This is a genomic window from Fumia xinanensis, assembly GCF_014384905.1.
Lineage (GTDB): Bacteria > Bacillota > Clostridia > Oscillospirales > Ruminococcaceae > Fumia > Fumia xinanensis.
This window is the reverse complement of sequence record NZ_JACRSV010000002.1, coordinates 448,754-464,771: the sequence shown is the minus strand read 5'-3', so window position 1 is coordinate 464,771 and position 16,018 is coordinate 448,754. Positions and strand designations below refer to the sequence as shown.

Sequence of the window (16,018 nt, the reverse complement as noted above, 5' to 3'; positions counted from 1 at the left end):
CCCGTTAAATGAAGAAAAAGTACATAAACCGCCAGTCCAGGAAAAAGTCGATGCTGAAGCCGAAAAACAGCCACATCATAGTCGCAATCAGCACCACCCGGACGATGTCGGCGTTTTCGCCCTTGACATGGGTGGTAAAATAGGTGACAAATTTATAGAAAAACTTGCCGATAGCCGTCAAAAACACCACGATGGAGCCGATGATGCCGAAGGTGAGAAGGCCCTGGATGTAAACCTGGTGGCAGGCGCCGTGCTCGGTAAATTTAGGGTCAGTGATAGCCGACGTGACCACGTTGCCGCCGAAGAGCTTCCCTAAAATGTCCTGCTTGTTAAAAAAGTCCATGAAATATTCCCATATGCCGGTCCGGCCGCTGGTGAACATGTCAAAACGGCCGCTTTGCAGGTACCGCAGCTGTTCGCTGACCCGTATGACGACATTTTTGATAAAGTCGATCTCCCGCAGCGCCGGCACTGCCATCACCACCGCAATGACAATAATGGCCACAAAGGCCGCCGTTGGGAAAATGACAATGGATTTTTTGGGGTAACGCAGGAGGATAAACATGGCCAGGCAGCAGAAATAGGCCAAAAAAGCCGTCATACTGTTGGTGAGCAGCAGAAAGTAATGGAGTACCAGCACAAGGGGCAGCCGGGCATACCATTTGGGCGTTTTCAGGCTCAGGAGGCCGAAAATCGCGATGTTGTAGAAGAATCCGGCGTAGTTCGCGTCCCCGAAGGTAGCGCAGTACCGGACGATTTCCGACGAGCGGACCCCTTCGCGGCCCACGTCATAGGAAATGATGTTGCCGGCGAGCAACGAGTAAATGCCCGCTGCCACCGCCACCGCTCCGAAAAGAAAGACCATTTTGCGGAACATAGGCGGGTCTGCCTTCAGCCTTATGAGGATGGCGTAAATGATAAAAATATCGGCAAAGAGGTGCAGGCCCAGCCGGATCCCCCCCACCGAGCCTACCCCGAAAATGCAGAAGAGGAAAAAGACCAAAAAAGCGGGCAGGTAAGGCACTCGGAACTTTGCCTTTGGAATCTCGACGATGAATTTGATGAGCACCAGATAGGAGTAAATTCGATAGGCCGGAGACCCGGAGCCCAAGTTGAACTGATCGACAAAAAAGATGAAAAACATCAAAAAGATATAAAACTCGTCCCGGCGGATGAGCAAGAGAGCAAGGCCCAGCAGGGCGATGGAAAGCAGGCTCTCCATCGCCGGCACCATTCCGATGGCGATGCAGATAAACCAGCCCAGCCCTAAAATCACGTTTGGATACGTCAAATACTGCTTCCAGTCGACTTGTTTGATTTTTATTTTTGGTTTCCCTGCCTCCATGGCAATATCCGTCATATCCTCATCTCCTTACCCGCCGATTTTCAGTTTCATCATGCCGTTTCGCACCATACGGTAGGCCTTGGATACAAAGACCCGCGGCAGCCGCAGATACGCTTTTATATGATACCACGGGGTATCCATCCCCCAGTTTTTCAGCGAAGCGCTGAGCTTTTTTGAAAGAAGCCAGTTACAGTGGATTTTTTCCTTGAGCTTCAGCGAAGAGCCGGTCAGCCCGTCCGGCCGCCTGAAATAGTGGAACAAGGGCTTGGCAGTGTAGGCGTACCGGCTGGCTCTGGGAAATACGTCGATCAAAAAGTAAAGGTCCTCCCCCGTCACCATATTTTCCGGCATGGCGAGGCCTTCCATCAACTGGGACTCAAACAGGGAGTGCCATACATGGTTCAGTTGAATCCCAGTCAGCATTTTGTGATAGACCGTTTTGGGAAAATCCGCCCGGTCGGCCACCATACCGTCGGAGAAGCTGTCCTGGGGGAGGTATTGCTCCCCATTTGGGTGATCATAATAGAACTTGCACTGAACGATCTGGGCATCGGTATCTTGGGCGATTTTGAGCATCTTCTCCAGTGCGTACGGCTCCAGCCAGTCGTCGGAGTCGAGAAAGGTCACATACTTTGTCTCGAGGCGCTTGATGGCTGCATTTCGGGCATGTGCGGCCCCTCCGTTGGGCTGGTGGAACACCTGCACCCGGGAGTCTGTCTGAGCGTACTCGTCGAGAATCGCCCCGCTCCCGTCTTTGGAGCCGTCGTCCACCGCCAGAACCGCCCAATGAGGATAAGTTTGGGCAAAAATGCTGTCCAGGCACCGGCGGATGGTTTTCTCCGCCTGGTACACCGGGATAATTACGGAAATCTGCGCTTCGGTCATAGACGGCTCACCACCTCATGTTCGCCTCGTTCCCCCAGACAGCAGCGGTTATAGGCTCTCCAGGAGCAGGCTTTGTAATGATAGGAAATTTTCTTCACCGGGTCGTTCACTAGGGCCGCCGCCACAGGGAGAACCAGCAGTTTCAGGCAGTACCCGGCAAAATAGCAAAGATTTCGGAGCCTTCCGTAAATCCCCTGCCGGTGGTAGTGATACATGCCGTGGCCGATGCCACTGTAAAGCCGCGAGAGGTAATCCTCCCCGAGCCGCTCCTTGGGCATCAGGTGGTAAAAATACATCTCACAGTCGTAGAGGTAGCGGTAGCCCTCCTGCAAGACAGAAACGATGATCTCCCCATCTTCGCCGGAGGTGAGGGCACCGCCGCTGCGGCCCACGTTTTTGGTCCAGCCCCGCTCGGAAAACCGCTTGAGCGGTTCAACCCGCAAAACGACCCCCGCCCCGTAGGGCACGGTGGCCATGCTTTTCATCCCTGCCCGGAAGGAATCGGCGCTGGGGTGGGAGCAGGCCAGATACGCCGCCACAGCGAACAACCTCTGCTGCTCGTCGGCGGTAAAGCGCTGCCCCGGTACAGGGGCAGCGATGCCCGCCCCGTTGAGGACGCCCGCGTCGGGATTTTCCTCGATGAGCTCCGCCGCCCGGATGAGATAGTTTTTCGAGAGCAGGTTGTCGTCATCCACAAAGATGAGCCACGGGGTACTGAGGTCCGCCGCGTGCCTTCTGGCATAAGCCACACCCTGTTTCGGCTCCAGCAGATACCGGACGATGGGATTTTGCTCTGCAAATTCCCTCACCACCCCCGGCGTTTCGTCGGTGGAGGCGTTGTCGACGACGAGGATTTCTTCCACGTATTCCTCAAGGCCGCGAAGCTCCATCATAGCGGAGAGTGTCAGCCGCAGCAGATCGGCGTGGTTGTGGGTGCAGGTCATAAGGGTGAACATCTTGGGCATCTGTCTTTCAGCTCCGTTTCAGCAGTTCGATAAGTTTTTGCGCTTGTTTTGCTTCATTTTTTTCTCGCAGTACAAATTCCCGGCCCCGTTTTCCCCGGCAGGTCAGTTCTTGTTCCGGGGCGTCCATAAGCCGCTTCATAACCGCTGCCATCTCCCCGTGGTCCGGGGATGGATAGGTGGAGATATACTCGTAATATTCCTCCGGGATGCCATCCAGCCGAAACATTAGCACCGGCCTCCCCGAAAGCAGGTATTCCAGCGTCTTTGACGGGAAGGAATACCGGACAAAATCCTTGTCGGGCATTCTGGGGTTGACAAGGACGGTGGCCTTCCGCTGTTTTTGAAGGACTTCTCCGCGGGGGAGCGCCCCGTGGCAGCGGATGCGGGGATCTTTCTCGGCCATTTCGCGGATGGTCTCAAGGGCTTCCCCCTGGCCGTAGAGTTCCAAGGTGCAGTCCCCTTCCAGCAAAGTGAACGCCTCCGCCAAATCCAGCACGCCGAAAGCCCGGTCGATGAGCCCGGTGTAGACAAAAGACGGCGTTTTTCCCGGCACGAAATCCTCGATGTCCGGCACGTCGGCGGCGGAAACGATGCCCTCCACTACGGTGTAGGGCTTTTCCCCGCCGGGGTTGACCTTCTCGTTCATCTGTTCGGTCAAAAGGGCAAAGCTATCCATCTTTTGGAGGAGCCTGTTCATCAAAGCACAGTCCACCCTCTTCAAAAAACGGTAGATTTTCCCCTTGCCGCCGATCTGTAAAAAGGAGCCGGGCAGGTCTGGCACATAAAGGCAGAGCTTGAGCCCCTTACACCGCCTTTTCGCCAACGCGCCCGCCAGCATAAAAGGGGTGATCATCGAATAGAGCACCGCGGTATTTTCTTCCCCCCGGTGCCGCTTCCACCAGCGGACCATGCCCCGGTAAACACCAATGGAGCGGGAAATAGACCGGATGCCGAACAGGTTTAAAAAGCCCACCTCGTGAACTTCGACGCCTTTGTATTCCCAGCTGCCTCCGTGGATGTAGCCGTCCTTGTACTCCCGGGGGTAGGTGCCGACGAAAGCGGCGTTCACCGCTTCCACACAGACGTCCTCCCGCCCCGCCAGCCCCTCCAGGATATGCCACTGGTGAACGTTTGCGGCCGCGTAGGGAAACATCTTGAATTTAGAAAAAATCTCCCGTTCCCGCTCTTTGCGGAACAGACCGCTGACAAACAATAGATTCACGGCTCCAACGCCCTTCCATCATGGATTTTACTGGACTGTCCCGCCAGTCAGGACGTGCCCCCGATGATTCTGTCGATGGCCTCAATGGCCTCTCGGTCGGCAAAATCCCGTTTCAGCAGGTTTTCCCCCAGGGCACTGAGGATTTCCGGCTGTTCCGCCAGCCGTCTCAGCCCCTCATAAACCCCCTTCCCGCTGTTTTCAAACACCAGCCCGTCGATGCCGTCCCAAATTTGTTCACGAGCCGATTCATAGGCGCAGACCAGCGGCGGCACCCCGAGAATCTGGGCCTCCGATACCGAAATGGGTTTCCCCTCGTACCGGGAGGGCAGAAAAAATGCGTCCGCCTGCTTCAGGTAAGGGAGGGGTTCCGGCTTCATGCCCAGGGGGAATATGAGGCTCTCGAGCCCGTTTTCGGAAATCATCTCCTGAAAGGCTTCCAGGTCGTCCCCGTCCCCGATGACGACCCACTGGAACCGCCCTGCCAGCCCTTCTTCCTTGAGGCGGCGGAAGGCTTCGATCCCACGATCCAATCCCTTATGGCTGAAATCCACCCGGGAAACTGTCACGAGCCGAATCACATCCGGCGAAGCTTTGCCGGGCAGCTCCGGCTGTGCCTTCCCGGCCGCCCGGCGGATGAGCCCCGGCGAGACGATGTTTTCGGTCCAGACGGCTTTCCCGGCAAATTTCGGGCAGAGCTCTCTAAAATTATCGAGGCACTGTTTCGACACCAGGACAATTTTGTCGCACTGGGCAAAAGCCTCCTCGTCTAAACTGACGCTCAGCGTGCTTTTCTTGTAGTCGATGTGAATCCAGCTGACCTTCCGCTTTGCCTCCACCTGGAACGCCAGGTAGTAAAGGGGCCAAAATTCCAGGAAAGAAACGGCGGTGTCATATGACTTTTGGGCCTTCTGCCCCGCCTTTGCCGCCTGACAGGTCATGACCTGCACTGCGCTCAAAGGCCGCTTTTTCACCGATTTTTGCCAGACCGCGCGCACTTTTGCCCCAATGTAGCAAGGCGACAGGAGTTTTCCCGCCGCCTTTTGCCAAAATCCGTGGGTGTACGGGTCCGCCTCCGGCAGAATGTGCACTTCTTTGGGGATTTCCCCTTGCCGGATGCCGCCGTTGCTGTAAAGCTGCAGATCGACGCTGTATTTTTCGTAATCCAGAGAATGGAGGAGCGACAACAACGCGGATGTAGCTCCTCCAATAATCATTTCGGTATAAATTATCAGTATCTTTTTCATGGCGTCCCGTTATTTCTTGAGGATGATCTGAACGATCTCCGGCCCGTTGTTGATCCGTGGTTTTGTCAGTGTGAAGTCGCAGCCCCGGTTGACGTACAAGGCCATGTTGCTTTCCTGATACAGCCCCGCGTCATAGTCGGGCATGAGGCCGCCGTCCTGTCCGAATATCCCGCCGAAGAAGGGAACCCGTACCACGCCGCCGTGCATATGTCCCGACAGCATCAAATCGGCGTCCAAATCTTCCAGATAGGGATATAGATTCGACCGGTGGCAGGCGAGAATGGTAAAGGCCGAGTGGTCAAGCTCCTTCGAGAGGTACTCCCGTATCTGGGAAAGGCTCCAGGAGTCCTTCGCCTGATCGTCTTCCATATCCACGTCGCTGACGCCCACCAGCTTGATGGAAGCGCCGTCCCGCTCCAGCATGACGCTCTCATTCTGCAAAAGCTTCATCTTGGTGCCGGCGAACTCCCGGATAAGTTCGTCCTTGCGTTCGGAAAATTCCTCGTGATTGCCGAGGACGCCGTAAATGGGCACGTCAATTTCGATGCCGTCGAGAAGTTCCATAAATCTGTCGGTATTGTTTTTGGGGAGCGTTGTCATGTCTCCCAGGAAAAGGACTACGTCGGGCTTTTCCTCGTTTATCTTCTTGGAAATCTGGCCCGGGTAGAAGGAATTGTGAAAATCGGAAACGCACATGATCCGATAGCCGTAAAACAGCATAGGCAGATCGGAGTCGTAGTACTCGTAGGTGTTTAGCTCGACGGTAACATCATCCACCACCACGCAGGCGGCAAACACAAGAAAAATGGCCAAAATGCAGGCGAGGACACGTTTTTTCGTAATCATAGATTTATTCCTCCCCGCTCTCATCTGTGGTTCTTCCGGTTTTGCACTTTGCGGACCTTGACCCGACCGGCGGCACCGGTCTTCGCCGGGCTAACCTTGTGTTTCACCGTTTTTTGGGGTTCTTCGGCTATGGGGGCAGGTTCTTCGCAGGCAATTTCTTGGACCGCCTCGGAAACCTCAGTCATAACCTCGGATTCCAGGGCCTCGGCCTCAGCCGCTGCCTCGAAAATCTCAGTTTCGATGGCTGGTTTTGCATCCCCGGTTTCAGCCGTCTTGACGGTCTCGGCCGTTTCGGAAACTTCCCCGGAAGCTTCTTTGACATTAACTTCCGCTTCGGATTTCTGCCCAACGGCTTCATTCGAATCCGCGTCCACCTGTGTGGGTGCATCGGCTCCAATCACGACCGAAACGACGCCGTTGTTTTCCGCGTCTTCGCTGTCGGCACCCTTCTTCTTCGCCGCATAGGCGCGGTCGGTATCCTCAGCGATCTTCATCGTATAATCCTTTGCGCTCAGAGGGCTTGAGAAATAATACCCTTGCATATAGGAAATACCCATATCCTTGAGACGTTTTACCTGAAGCTCATTTTCCACGCCCAGCATACAGATTTTCAGGTTTTGTTCTTTGCAGATGGTGATGGTGTCCACTAAGAAAGAATTGTGCTCAGCCGCTTCCAGGGAAGCGATGTAGTTCCGGCTGATTTTTACGATGTCGGCGGGAATCTCATACAGCACCCGCAGGGACGACAGGGTATCTCCGAACCGGTCGATGGCAACCATGACGCCCAAAGCCTTGAGGGCGACGAACTTCTGAGCCACATAGTTGATGTTGTCGATCTCGCCTCCGCCTGAAATCTCCAGGCAGATCTTTTGAGGGTCGGCCTTTGTCTCACTCATGATCTGGAACAAACTGTCGACAAAGGAACCGCTCTCGATCTGGCTTACCGAGTAATTGACGCTGATCTGGTGGCTGAGGCACTGGTCGCTCCACTCTTTCTGCTTGTGGCAGACGTTGCGGAAAATCCAGACGCCGAAAGAATCCAGCAAACCATATTTTTCAGCGATGGGCAGGAATTCATCGGGCATAATGTGTCCAAGACGCGAACTGTTCCAGCGGACCAGCGTCTCCGCCATGATCCAGTTTTTGTCGCCGTCCACCATGGGCTGATAGAGCAGATAAAACTCGTCAAAGCCGTTGAGGGCCTGCTCGTAGAAAGCCCTCTCAATCATAGTCATGCCGTTGATGATCTCCGGGGTGATGTGGGAAAACGCGCTCTCGGCAGACAGTTCCTGGAGCTTTTTCCGCTCTATGTTCCGCTTGAACATCTCGATAAAGACACAGATAACGCAGATCATAAACAGGCCGATGAAAAACCCCAGAACCAGCACAACCGGGATGGCAATGTTGGGAGTCACATCCACCGCCATCAGGTATTTGATGTGGTTGGCGGTGAGCCGGCCATAATAATCGTCCAGGGTTTTATTGGCCATCTGGACATAGGTATTCAGGTTTGTGAGCATTTCGTCCAGAATAATTTCGTTTTGGGCGAGAAGCTCCTGCTGCGCGGCGGCAGAAACCGTGTTTGCCGAAAACTCGTCGATGAGGTTCTGGTAATAGGCCGAGTCCCGACGCAAAATGGCGGCGTTAGTGCCCGCATCCACGTAGCGAATCATCATATCGTCGTAGGTGTTGATGTTTTTGAGAAGGTTTTCGTCGTAGACCAGTGTTTTGTTCTCGCTGTTGGAGCCGTTTGTGGTGCTCTGCGTGTTGATGGCCTGCTTGTAGAGAGGGCTCTCCTTATACTGGTCATAAAAGCTGCTGACGGTGTCGTGTAGCAGGTCGGATTCCTTCTGGTTCGTTTCCATCTGCTGCCGGTTGCTTTCGATTTTGTTCTGATAAGTTTTTAAAAGCTTTTCCTTGTCCTTTGTGAGCAGCCCTTCCCGGACATTCGCGTAATACTTCTGGTAATCGGTATCTTTAAGGTTCTGAAAATAGGACGCCAAAACGTCAAAGCTCAGTCCCGTGGTGACGGAACGAAAGGATTCGTTGCCGTCTTTGAGCCCGTTTAAGGAGCTGATGATGTTGTCAAGATTGCTGCTGATAAAGTCGCAGAGCATCATGTAGTCCATGTCATCCGTCTCGACATTGTCCATGAAGTTGATGACATTGGTCATGTTGTAATACTCTTCAGCGAACTGCTCATCGTAGGCCTTGATGATGGCGGACAGGAGCCGGTTACCGAACTCTGCACCGTAGGAGCCGTCGCAGGTATATTTGATGGTGTACTCGGTTGGGTTGATGACGTATTCCTCGCCCTTTTCCACCGAAGCTTTCTGGATTTCAGTGGCTTTGGCGTCTACCACCTCGGTGACCAACATCTGATTCCTTACATCTTCGACGGAAAGGTCCAGGTCCATGTTCAGGTTGTTGAGAGCGCTGGAAATAATCGACGGACTCATGATCTGGTAAACGTCCAGCTTTGTCCCGTCGGGCGCTTGACCTTCCTTGGCCTCATCGAATTTGTACTGAAGATGAAGGGTTGCGGTATACGACTGCATCATCTTCGCCATGCCGAAGGCGGCGAAAGTGAACAAAATCGTAAAAATGATGATGACCCGCAGCTTCTTTTTGAGCGCCAGCAGCAAGTCGAATATGTTGAGATCAGTCATTCCAGTCACCTCCTATCTTCAGTCTTCCCTATCTGCTTTTTCTTTTTTGGAAATTCCAGGCCAGCCATAGGTTTTGGCCAGTCTGCCGGCCAGGGCGAAGAGCACTGCAAATGCGAAGCCAGCCACAAAAAAGATGATGGCCTTCACGATCATCCTCATGTTTAAAAGGCCGGTGTGCCGGGCGGAAGTTTCGATATAATTGCCGTTAACATACTGGAGGTACTCGTTGATGGTGGCGTTTGATTTTTTGAACAAGTCCTCGTATTTCTGGTCGAACTCATCGACCATCTGGTTTGCTACGCTGCACATTCTGGCATATTCCGCCGGATCGGCGGCCGCCGACTCTGAATACTGCCCCACTTTTAAGTTGAGCGCTGAGATATTCTCCGACAAAGTCACCGCGTTTGTGGAAGCGGTCAGTGTCCGCTGGGTCACCGTGTCGTATCCGGTTTTGGGCCGGGCCTGGTAAAGGCCGTTTTCCTCGTTTTCGCTGACGATGATGATATTCTCGGTAAAGGTGTGGTCGTATTCTTCCATGGCGGTCTTTGAAAGAAGAGCCTCGTCCTGCTGCTTGAGCATCGATAGAGTGTCGTTTTCGATAAGAACGTGATTGCGGTTTTTAAACTGCTCTAGGTTCCTCGTCAGACGGGAAGATTTGACATAGCTTTCGAGCTTCTGGATATCCACATCCAACAACGCCTGATAAGACGCGATCAGATCCTTGAAGGAGAGTCCGGTGCTCTTGGCAACGTATGCCTTGCCCTCCTCATCCTTTTCCTGGAGGTAGTTCAGAGAGGCGTTCACCTTGAGCTTATAGTAGTTGGTAATGTCGGTAAAATCGTAGTCCTTGTCGGAGATGCTGGAGGTCAGATTGTAAAAGGCCTGCCCGCTGTCGGCGTGCTCCTCGGTGAACTTTTTGATGTAGGCACGCACAAGCTCGTCTAAAAACTCCCGGCTCCGGTTTTTCCTGAAAAGGCCAAAAAAGTCATTCCAATCCCGCAAATGGACAGGGTTGGGCTGACTGAAGCTGATGACGTATTCATTGCTGTAGTAGGAAAAATCCTTTCCGGAAGCGATAGAGCTTTCCACCTTTTCCTGCACCGGGTTTGACAGATAGACCGAAACACTCAGGTTCCGCTGAATCTGAGTAGGGGTAATATCGGTGTACCAGCCTTTTTCCCGCATATTGTTCAGGGCTTCGCTGACCACGTCGTTGTCGAGGAAATCGTACATCAAAAACCGCTGTCCATCTGGGTACTGACCGTTTTCGATGTTGGGATATACAAAGGAAAAATGCACCGAATCGCGGTACACGTTCCGGTAAATTCCCATCCCCAGCACAAAAAACGCCAGGGCACCCCCGACGCACAGGGCGGAAACCAGGTGCTGCCTGATAAAGGCAACCACTTTCTTAAAATCCATAATGGCACTCCTCTGGTGTAGAAACAATCTATTTCTCGGACTGATGATTTACCCTTTTTTCCTGATAGTCCACCCCTTCGGCTGCCTCTTTCAAAAAGATGGTCCGGGTGGTCAACAAAATGATTTTAAGGTCCATCAGCAGACTGAAATTGATGATGTAAAGCAGGTCGTACAGAGTCCGGTCCTCAATGGCGGTGGAATACCGCCCACAGACGTGGGAAAGGGAGGTGAGCCCCGCTTTTACAGTAAAGCGCTGGTCATAGTATTCCACATCTTTTATAAATTGTTCCACAAAAAAGGGCCGTTCAGGTCGGGGACCTACGAAGCTCATATCCCCTAGGAACACGTTTAAAAGCTGAGGCAGCTCATCCAGACGGCTGGCCCGCAGAAAGCGCCCAAGCTTTGTAATGCGCGGATCGTTTTTCTGGGCGAAAGTGGGGCCGGTCATCTGCTCGGCATTGACTACCATGGTTCGAAATTTAAAGATGTTGAATTTCTTCATATCCTTGGTGAGCCGGATCTGCTTGTAAAAAACCGGGCCCGGATCGAAGATCTTGATGGCCAGGGCGATGAACGCCATGGGAATAGCTGCCACAATGAGGCCGATAGAGGAAAACAGCAGGTCAAAAGCCCGCTTGAAAAAAATCTGGATGGCGCTCAGGTGGTGAGGGATGATATGGAACACCATCACATCGTCAAAAAAGGCCAGCATAACCTTGGTAAAATTCAGCTCATACATAGCAGGAATGATGAAAAACTCTTTGCCAAGCCGCAGGGATTCCTTAATAAACAAATCTTTGACGTGGATGGGGATGCTTTCCATCAGGCAGATGCCGTCGTATTTTGGAAATTGCTCCTCCATGAATTTTTTCACCGCATCCATATCGTTTACGTCCACCTGCTCGTACCAGGCGTCGTATATGTCAAGGCAGGAGTATTTGAGCCGCCGCACCCGAGAATTATCCTCTTTCATCTGCTCTACCATGAGAATTTTGCTTTTATTTTTCCTGTGGATGAAATACAGGTGCTGAAAATACCGCCAGAGCAGCAATAAGAACACCGAAAATGCTCCCTCGCAGGCCGAGAGCAGATAAAGATCCGGCCGCCGGACAAAAAACAGGTTGATAAAAACGCACAAAAGAGTTGCATACACCATGGTGAGACAGATGGTGACTTTTGCCGACTTGAAGCCGATGGCAATAGAGGAATACATCTCAAACACATGGAACAAAAAGATTGCTGAAACGCAGTACAAAACTCCAGTACCCACCACTAGCCAGTCGGTAGCCCAAATCTGAGGATTCCGGAAAATGATCATAACAGAAAGCAGGAATGACAAGAGCAGTGCAGCTATATCCGCGAACAAACTAATTAAGTTGTTATCCGACGATCTTTGACTCAGGTTGTTAAACCTCATGTTTTACCACTCCGCCTTCGCTGACATATTGTCTAAAATTTTTGAACATTTTTATTTTTTTCAAAAGGCATACTTTTTGAAAACACATCTTTTATCGGCATACTGCATATACCAAGGGAAGGTTTCAACCCTTTTATTTATGCAGTTTGCCGATTTTTTATGTTGCAAAAAGAATGACAGGTTTAAAAAGATGATATTAATAAAAAGTATAAATTTCTACACTGATATTATATTCAATTCCTTTCGCAATGTCAATAAAAATATGCAAATATACATGTAAAAAATGCACAAAGTCGCAATTTTTTGAGAAAAATATGCAAAATTTTACAGCCTTTTGCACAAATAATCGACTTCAGATTTGACAATTCGAGCAGGTACCCCTGCAAGAATGCAATTTTCTTCTGAAAAAGCTCGGTTGACAAGGGATCGTGCGCCCACGATACAATGTCCCGGCACTCGAGTCCCCTTAAGGCAGAGAACGTCGGTCCCCAGCCACACATGCTCCCCAATGACCACATCCTCTGATGGATTAATCCTATTTCCATCCATATTCACAATGGAATGGCTGTCTCCGGTGCGGATTTTGACCCCGCTGGAAAACAAACAGTCCTCCCCTACAAAAATCTTTGTTCCCTCGATAGCTGCCAGCTGAGTGGGGCCGTAAAGCCTACCGCCTTTACCGACGGAAATCACGTTGCCATCGTCCTCTATGACCAGTTCCACCTGCCGTAAAACGCAGTCCGGGCCGATTTCAATGCGGTTGTAATTTCCCGTAATCTGTATCGCACAATGGAACAGAGCGGACCAATCTGAAAAAACAACAGTATTTCCTTCGCCGGAAATCCGAATTTTCGTGCGCTTTAAGAGGGATGCACCGACACAAATCCGGTTTTTTCCCCTGCGGATGGAATTGAAGCCGGCAGTGCGGTTGTACAGATGTACCAGCCATTTGAGCCCTTTTGGATTCCTCGACAAATATTTTTTCAGGTCCATATCGCGCCTCCATTTGCTTATAATCATGTACATTATAGCAAAATACCGCAGAAAGCTCAATCATAATCCGCAGCAACTCCGCTTGTTTACAATTATTTTCCACTTTTTTCGACTGGAAAAAGTTTTTTCCGAATTTGTTAGCCGGCAAAAGCATCAAAAAAACGCATCCGTCAGGATGCGTTTTTTCTCCTTGTAAATGTATTTTACTTTGCCATCAGCTCACAGATGGCGTTAGAGAAGCTGACCGGGTCCTCGATGGGCAGCCCCTCGATGAGCAGCGCCTGGTCATACAAAAGTCCCGCGTACTTTTTGACCTGATCCGGCTCGTCCGCAAACTTCTTGCAAAGCGCCTCAAACACCGGATGATTGGGGTTCAGTTCCAACACACGGTCGGCCTTGACTTTCTGGTCGTTGGGCATGGAATTCAGGACCTTTTCCATCTCGAGGGACAAGCCTCCCCCACTGGACAGGCAGACGGGATGGGATTTAAGCCGCTCCGACAGCCGCACGTCGGCCACCTTGTCGCCCAGAGCGTCCTTCATGAACCGGAAGAGCTCGGCGCTCTCCTCGTTTTTCTTCTTGATTTCCTCCGACTCTTCCTTGTTCTCCAACCCCAAATCCTTGTCGGAAACGGAACGGAATTCCTTTTCGCTGAAGTCCCGCATCATCTTGAGGGCGAATTCGTCGATGTCGTCGGTCAGGTAGAGGATTTCGTAACCCTGGTCTTTTAAGAGCTCGGTCTGAGGCAGGCGGTCGGCCCGGTCGGTTGTTTCGGCGCAGGCGTAGTAGATATATTTCTGGCCTTCCTTCATCCGGCCCACATATTCCTCTAAAGTGGTCATTTTCTTTTCCGAAGAGGAGTAGAACAGCAGCAGATCCTGCAAAAGTTCCTTGTTGGCGCCGTAAGCGGTGTAAACACCGTATTTCAGCTGCAAACCGAAGCTCTTGAAGAACGCCTCGTATTTTTCCCGGTCGTTTTTCAGCATCGAGAGCAGCTCGCTCTTGATTTTCTTCTCCAGCCGGCTTTCGATGAGCTTCAGCTGCCGGTCGTGCTGGAGCATTTCCCTCGAGATGTTGAGACTCAGGTCCTGGGAGTCGACGAGCCCCCTCACAAAGCTGAAATGGTCGGGCAGCAGGTCGGCGCACTTGTCCATGATCAGCACGCCGCTGGCATAAAGCTGGAGCCCCTTCTCATACTCTTTGGAGTAGTAGTTGTAGGGTGCGTGAGCCGGGATAAACAGCAAAGCGTTATAGGTGGAAGCGCCCTCGGTGCTGCTGTGGATGACTTTCGCCGGATTTTCGTAGTCATAGAATTTATCCTTGTAAAACTGATTGTAGTCCTCTTCGGAAACCTCACTTTTGTTTTTCTTCCAGAGGGGCACCATACTGTTCAGAGTCACATTTTCGATATAGGTCTCATATTCCGGCTGTTCGCCCTCCTTGGGCTCCCCTTTCATCCGGGAACGTTCCATATCCATCTTGATGGGGTATCGGATGTAGTCGGAGTATTTTTTGACGATGCCCTGGAGGCGGTAGCCTTCCAGATATTCGTCATAGTTTTCGTCCTCTGTATTTTCCTTGATTTTCAAAATAATGTCGGTGCCGTGGGACGCCTTATCCGCTTCCTCAATGGTGTAGCCGTCCGCCCCTGAAGATTTCCACTCAAAGGCCTTGTCCGCACCGTAGGCACGGCTAATGACAGTGACTTCGTCGCTGACCATAAAGGCCGAGTAGAATCCAACACCGAACTGGCCGATGATGTCGATGTCCTCCTGCTTGTTGTTTTCCCTCTTGAACTGGAACGAGCCGCTCTGGGCAATAACGCCCAAGTTATTTTCCAGATCCTCCTGAGTCATACCACAGCCGTTGTCGGAAATTTTAAGAGTTCTCGCCTCTTTGTCCACTTCGAGCCGGATGGCAAAATCATCCCGGTTAAGCCCGCTCAGATTCTCCGTCAGAGAATGGTAGTAGAGCTTGTCGATGGCGTCGCTGGCGTTGGATATCAGCTCCCGGAGGAAAATTTCCTTGTGGGTATAAATCGAGTTGATCATCATGTCCAGCAATCGCTTGGATTCTGCTTTGAATTTTTTCTTAGCCATATTCAGATTCCTTCCTTTCCGGGGAGCTTTTCCGCCGCGGACTCGGAGGCAAATTGGAAATTCGCCCCGTTCCGGTGCCGCCAATAAAATGCACCCCGTAACCATATAATTAGTAACAAAAAAGAAAAGTGTTAGCACTCTTCTTTTGTGAGTGCTAACACTACTATAGCGCCAATGCCGAAAAAAATCAAGTTTTTTAGGAAAAATTTACATCTCCTTAAAAACTTTTACCTTCCTCCCGGGCCCAAAACGACGGAAAAGTGCGTAAACCGCCCACGCCGTCAGGCTTCCCAGCACTGCCCCTGTCAAAACGTCGCTGGGGTAGTGGACATAGAGATAAAGCCGGGAAAATGCGATGAAGAAAGCCCCCAGGTACCACGTCCAGCTCACCTTCCTGTTCCCGCAAAGGAACAGAGCCGTCGCCGCCGCAAAGGATGACATGGAGTGGCCCGACGGGAAGGAAAATCCCCGGGGCGGATCAATTAAAAGCTGTACCGCCGCGTTGTCCATAAAGGGCCGCAGCCGCCCGATCAGCGGTTTGATGGTCACTTCCCCGATGAGGAAAGCCGCCGCTACCGAGCAGAGCATCACGACGCCTGTCCGCCGGCACTTTTTAAAACAGCACATCAAAAGTCCGATCAATATCCAGATAAAACCGGCATTCCCGAGCTTTGTGACAAAAGTGAAGAAAATATCCAGAAATTCGCACCGCAGCAGATCTTGTATCCCATTCAAAATTGCCTGGTCGGCGCGTAAAATAGCATCAAACATACATCCATCCCCCTTGGTAGCATTATACTCTATTTTTCCCGCGAACTCAAAGGAAATCTGTCCTCTTCAGGAGGGCATTACCATCTCGCAGCATCCTTCTCCGCCGCCTTTTAAAATATTGTACCATTTTTTTCCAACCA

Annotated in this window: 12 protein-coding genes; all 12 read right to left on the bottom strand. The window is 51.7% G+C overall.

Features of this window, described 5'->3' with window-relative positions; all coding sequences use genetic code 11:
• Positions 1-4: 4 nt before the first annotated feature.
• Positions 5-1,360: an O-antigen ligase family protein gene (locus H8710_RS08690; protein ID WP_249295123.1), complete on the bottom strand. Its 1,356-nt coding sequence runs from the start codon at positions 1,358-1,360 to the stop codon at positions 5-7.
• Between the two features lie 12 nt (positions 1,361-1,372).
• Complete coding sequence (locus tag H8710_RS08685; RefSeq protein ID WP_249295118.1) at positions 1,373-2,230, bottom strand: glycosyltransferase family 2 protein; 858 nt, start codon at positions 2,228-2,230, stop codon at positions 1,373-1,375.
• Positions 2,227-3,195 (bottom strand): glycosyltransferase, encoded by a 969-nt coding sequence (locus tag H8710_RS08680; RefSeq protein WP_249295117.1) that lies wholly within the window; start codon positions 3,193-3,195, stop codon positions 2,227-2,229. The genes H8710_RS08685 and H8710_RS08680 overlap by 4 nt, the downstream gene beginning before the upstream one ends.
• 7 nt (positions 3,196-3,202) lie before the next feature.
• Entirely contained in the window at positions 3,203-4,417 is a 1,215-nt protein-coding gene (locus H8710_RS08675) for a glycosyltransferase (RefSeq protein WP_249295115.1), read from the bottom strand.
• Positions 4,418-4,464: 47 nt separating this feature from the next.
• On the bottom strand, positions 4,465-5,661 hold the full coding sequence (locus H8710_RS08670) for a glycosyltransferase (RefSeq protein ID WP_249295113.1): 1,197 nt from the start codon (positions 5,659-5,661) through the stop codon (positions 4,465-4,467).
• Between the two features lie 9 nt (positions 5,662-5,670).
• Positions 5,671-6,507, bottom strand: coding sequence for a metallophosphoesterase (locus H8710_RS08665; protein ID WP_249295111.1), 837 nt, complete (start codon positions 6,505-6,507; stop codon positions 5,671-5,673).
• 20 nt (positions 6,508-6,527) lie between these two features.
• Positions 6,528-9,176 carry an EAL domain-containing protein gene (locus H8710_RS08660; RefSeq protein ID WP_249295109.1) on the bottom strand — a complete coding sequence of 883 codons (2,649 nt, stop codon included), beginning with the start codon at positions 9,174-9,176 and terminating at the stop codon, positions 6,528-6,530.
• A gap of 18 nt (positions 9,177-9,194) precedes the next feature.
• The gene (locus H8710_RS08655; protein WP_249295107.1) at positions 9,195-10,598 is read right to left on the bottom strand and encodes a hypothetical protein; all 1,404 of its coding nucleotides are present in this window, start codon (positions 10,596-10,598) and stop codon (positions 9,195-9,197) included.
• Between the two features lie 28 nt (positions 10,599-10,626).
• On the bottom strand, positions 10,627-12,015 hold the full coding sequence (locus tag H8710_RS08650) for a sugar transferase (RefSeq protein WP_249295106.1): 1,389 nt from the start codon (positions 12,013-12,015) through the stop codon (positions 10,627-10,629).
• A gap of 324 nt (positions 12,016-12,339) precedes the next feature.
• Complete coding sequence (locus H8710_RS08645; protein ID WP_249295105.1) at positions 12,340-13,008, bottom strand: LbetaH domain-containing protein; 669 nt, start codon at positions 13,006-13,008, stop codon at positions 12,340-12,342.
• A 203-nt stretch (positions 13,009-13,211) separates the two neighbouring features.
• Positions 13,212-15,107, bottom strand: a complete 1,896-nt coding sequence (htpG, locus tag H8710_RS08640; RefSeq protein ID WP_249295104.1) for a molecular chaperone HtpG — start codon at positions 15,105-15,107, stop codon at positions 13,212-13,214.
• Between the two features lie 207 nt (positions 15,108-15,314).
• A complete protein-coding gene (locus tag H8710_RS08635; protein WP_249295098.1) occupies positions 15,315-15,878 on the bottom strand; it encodes a phosphatase PAP2 family protein in 564 nt (187 codons plus the stop codon).
• Positions 15,879-16,018: the final 140 nt, after the last annotated feature.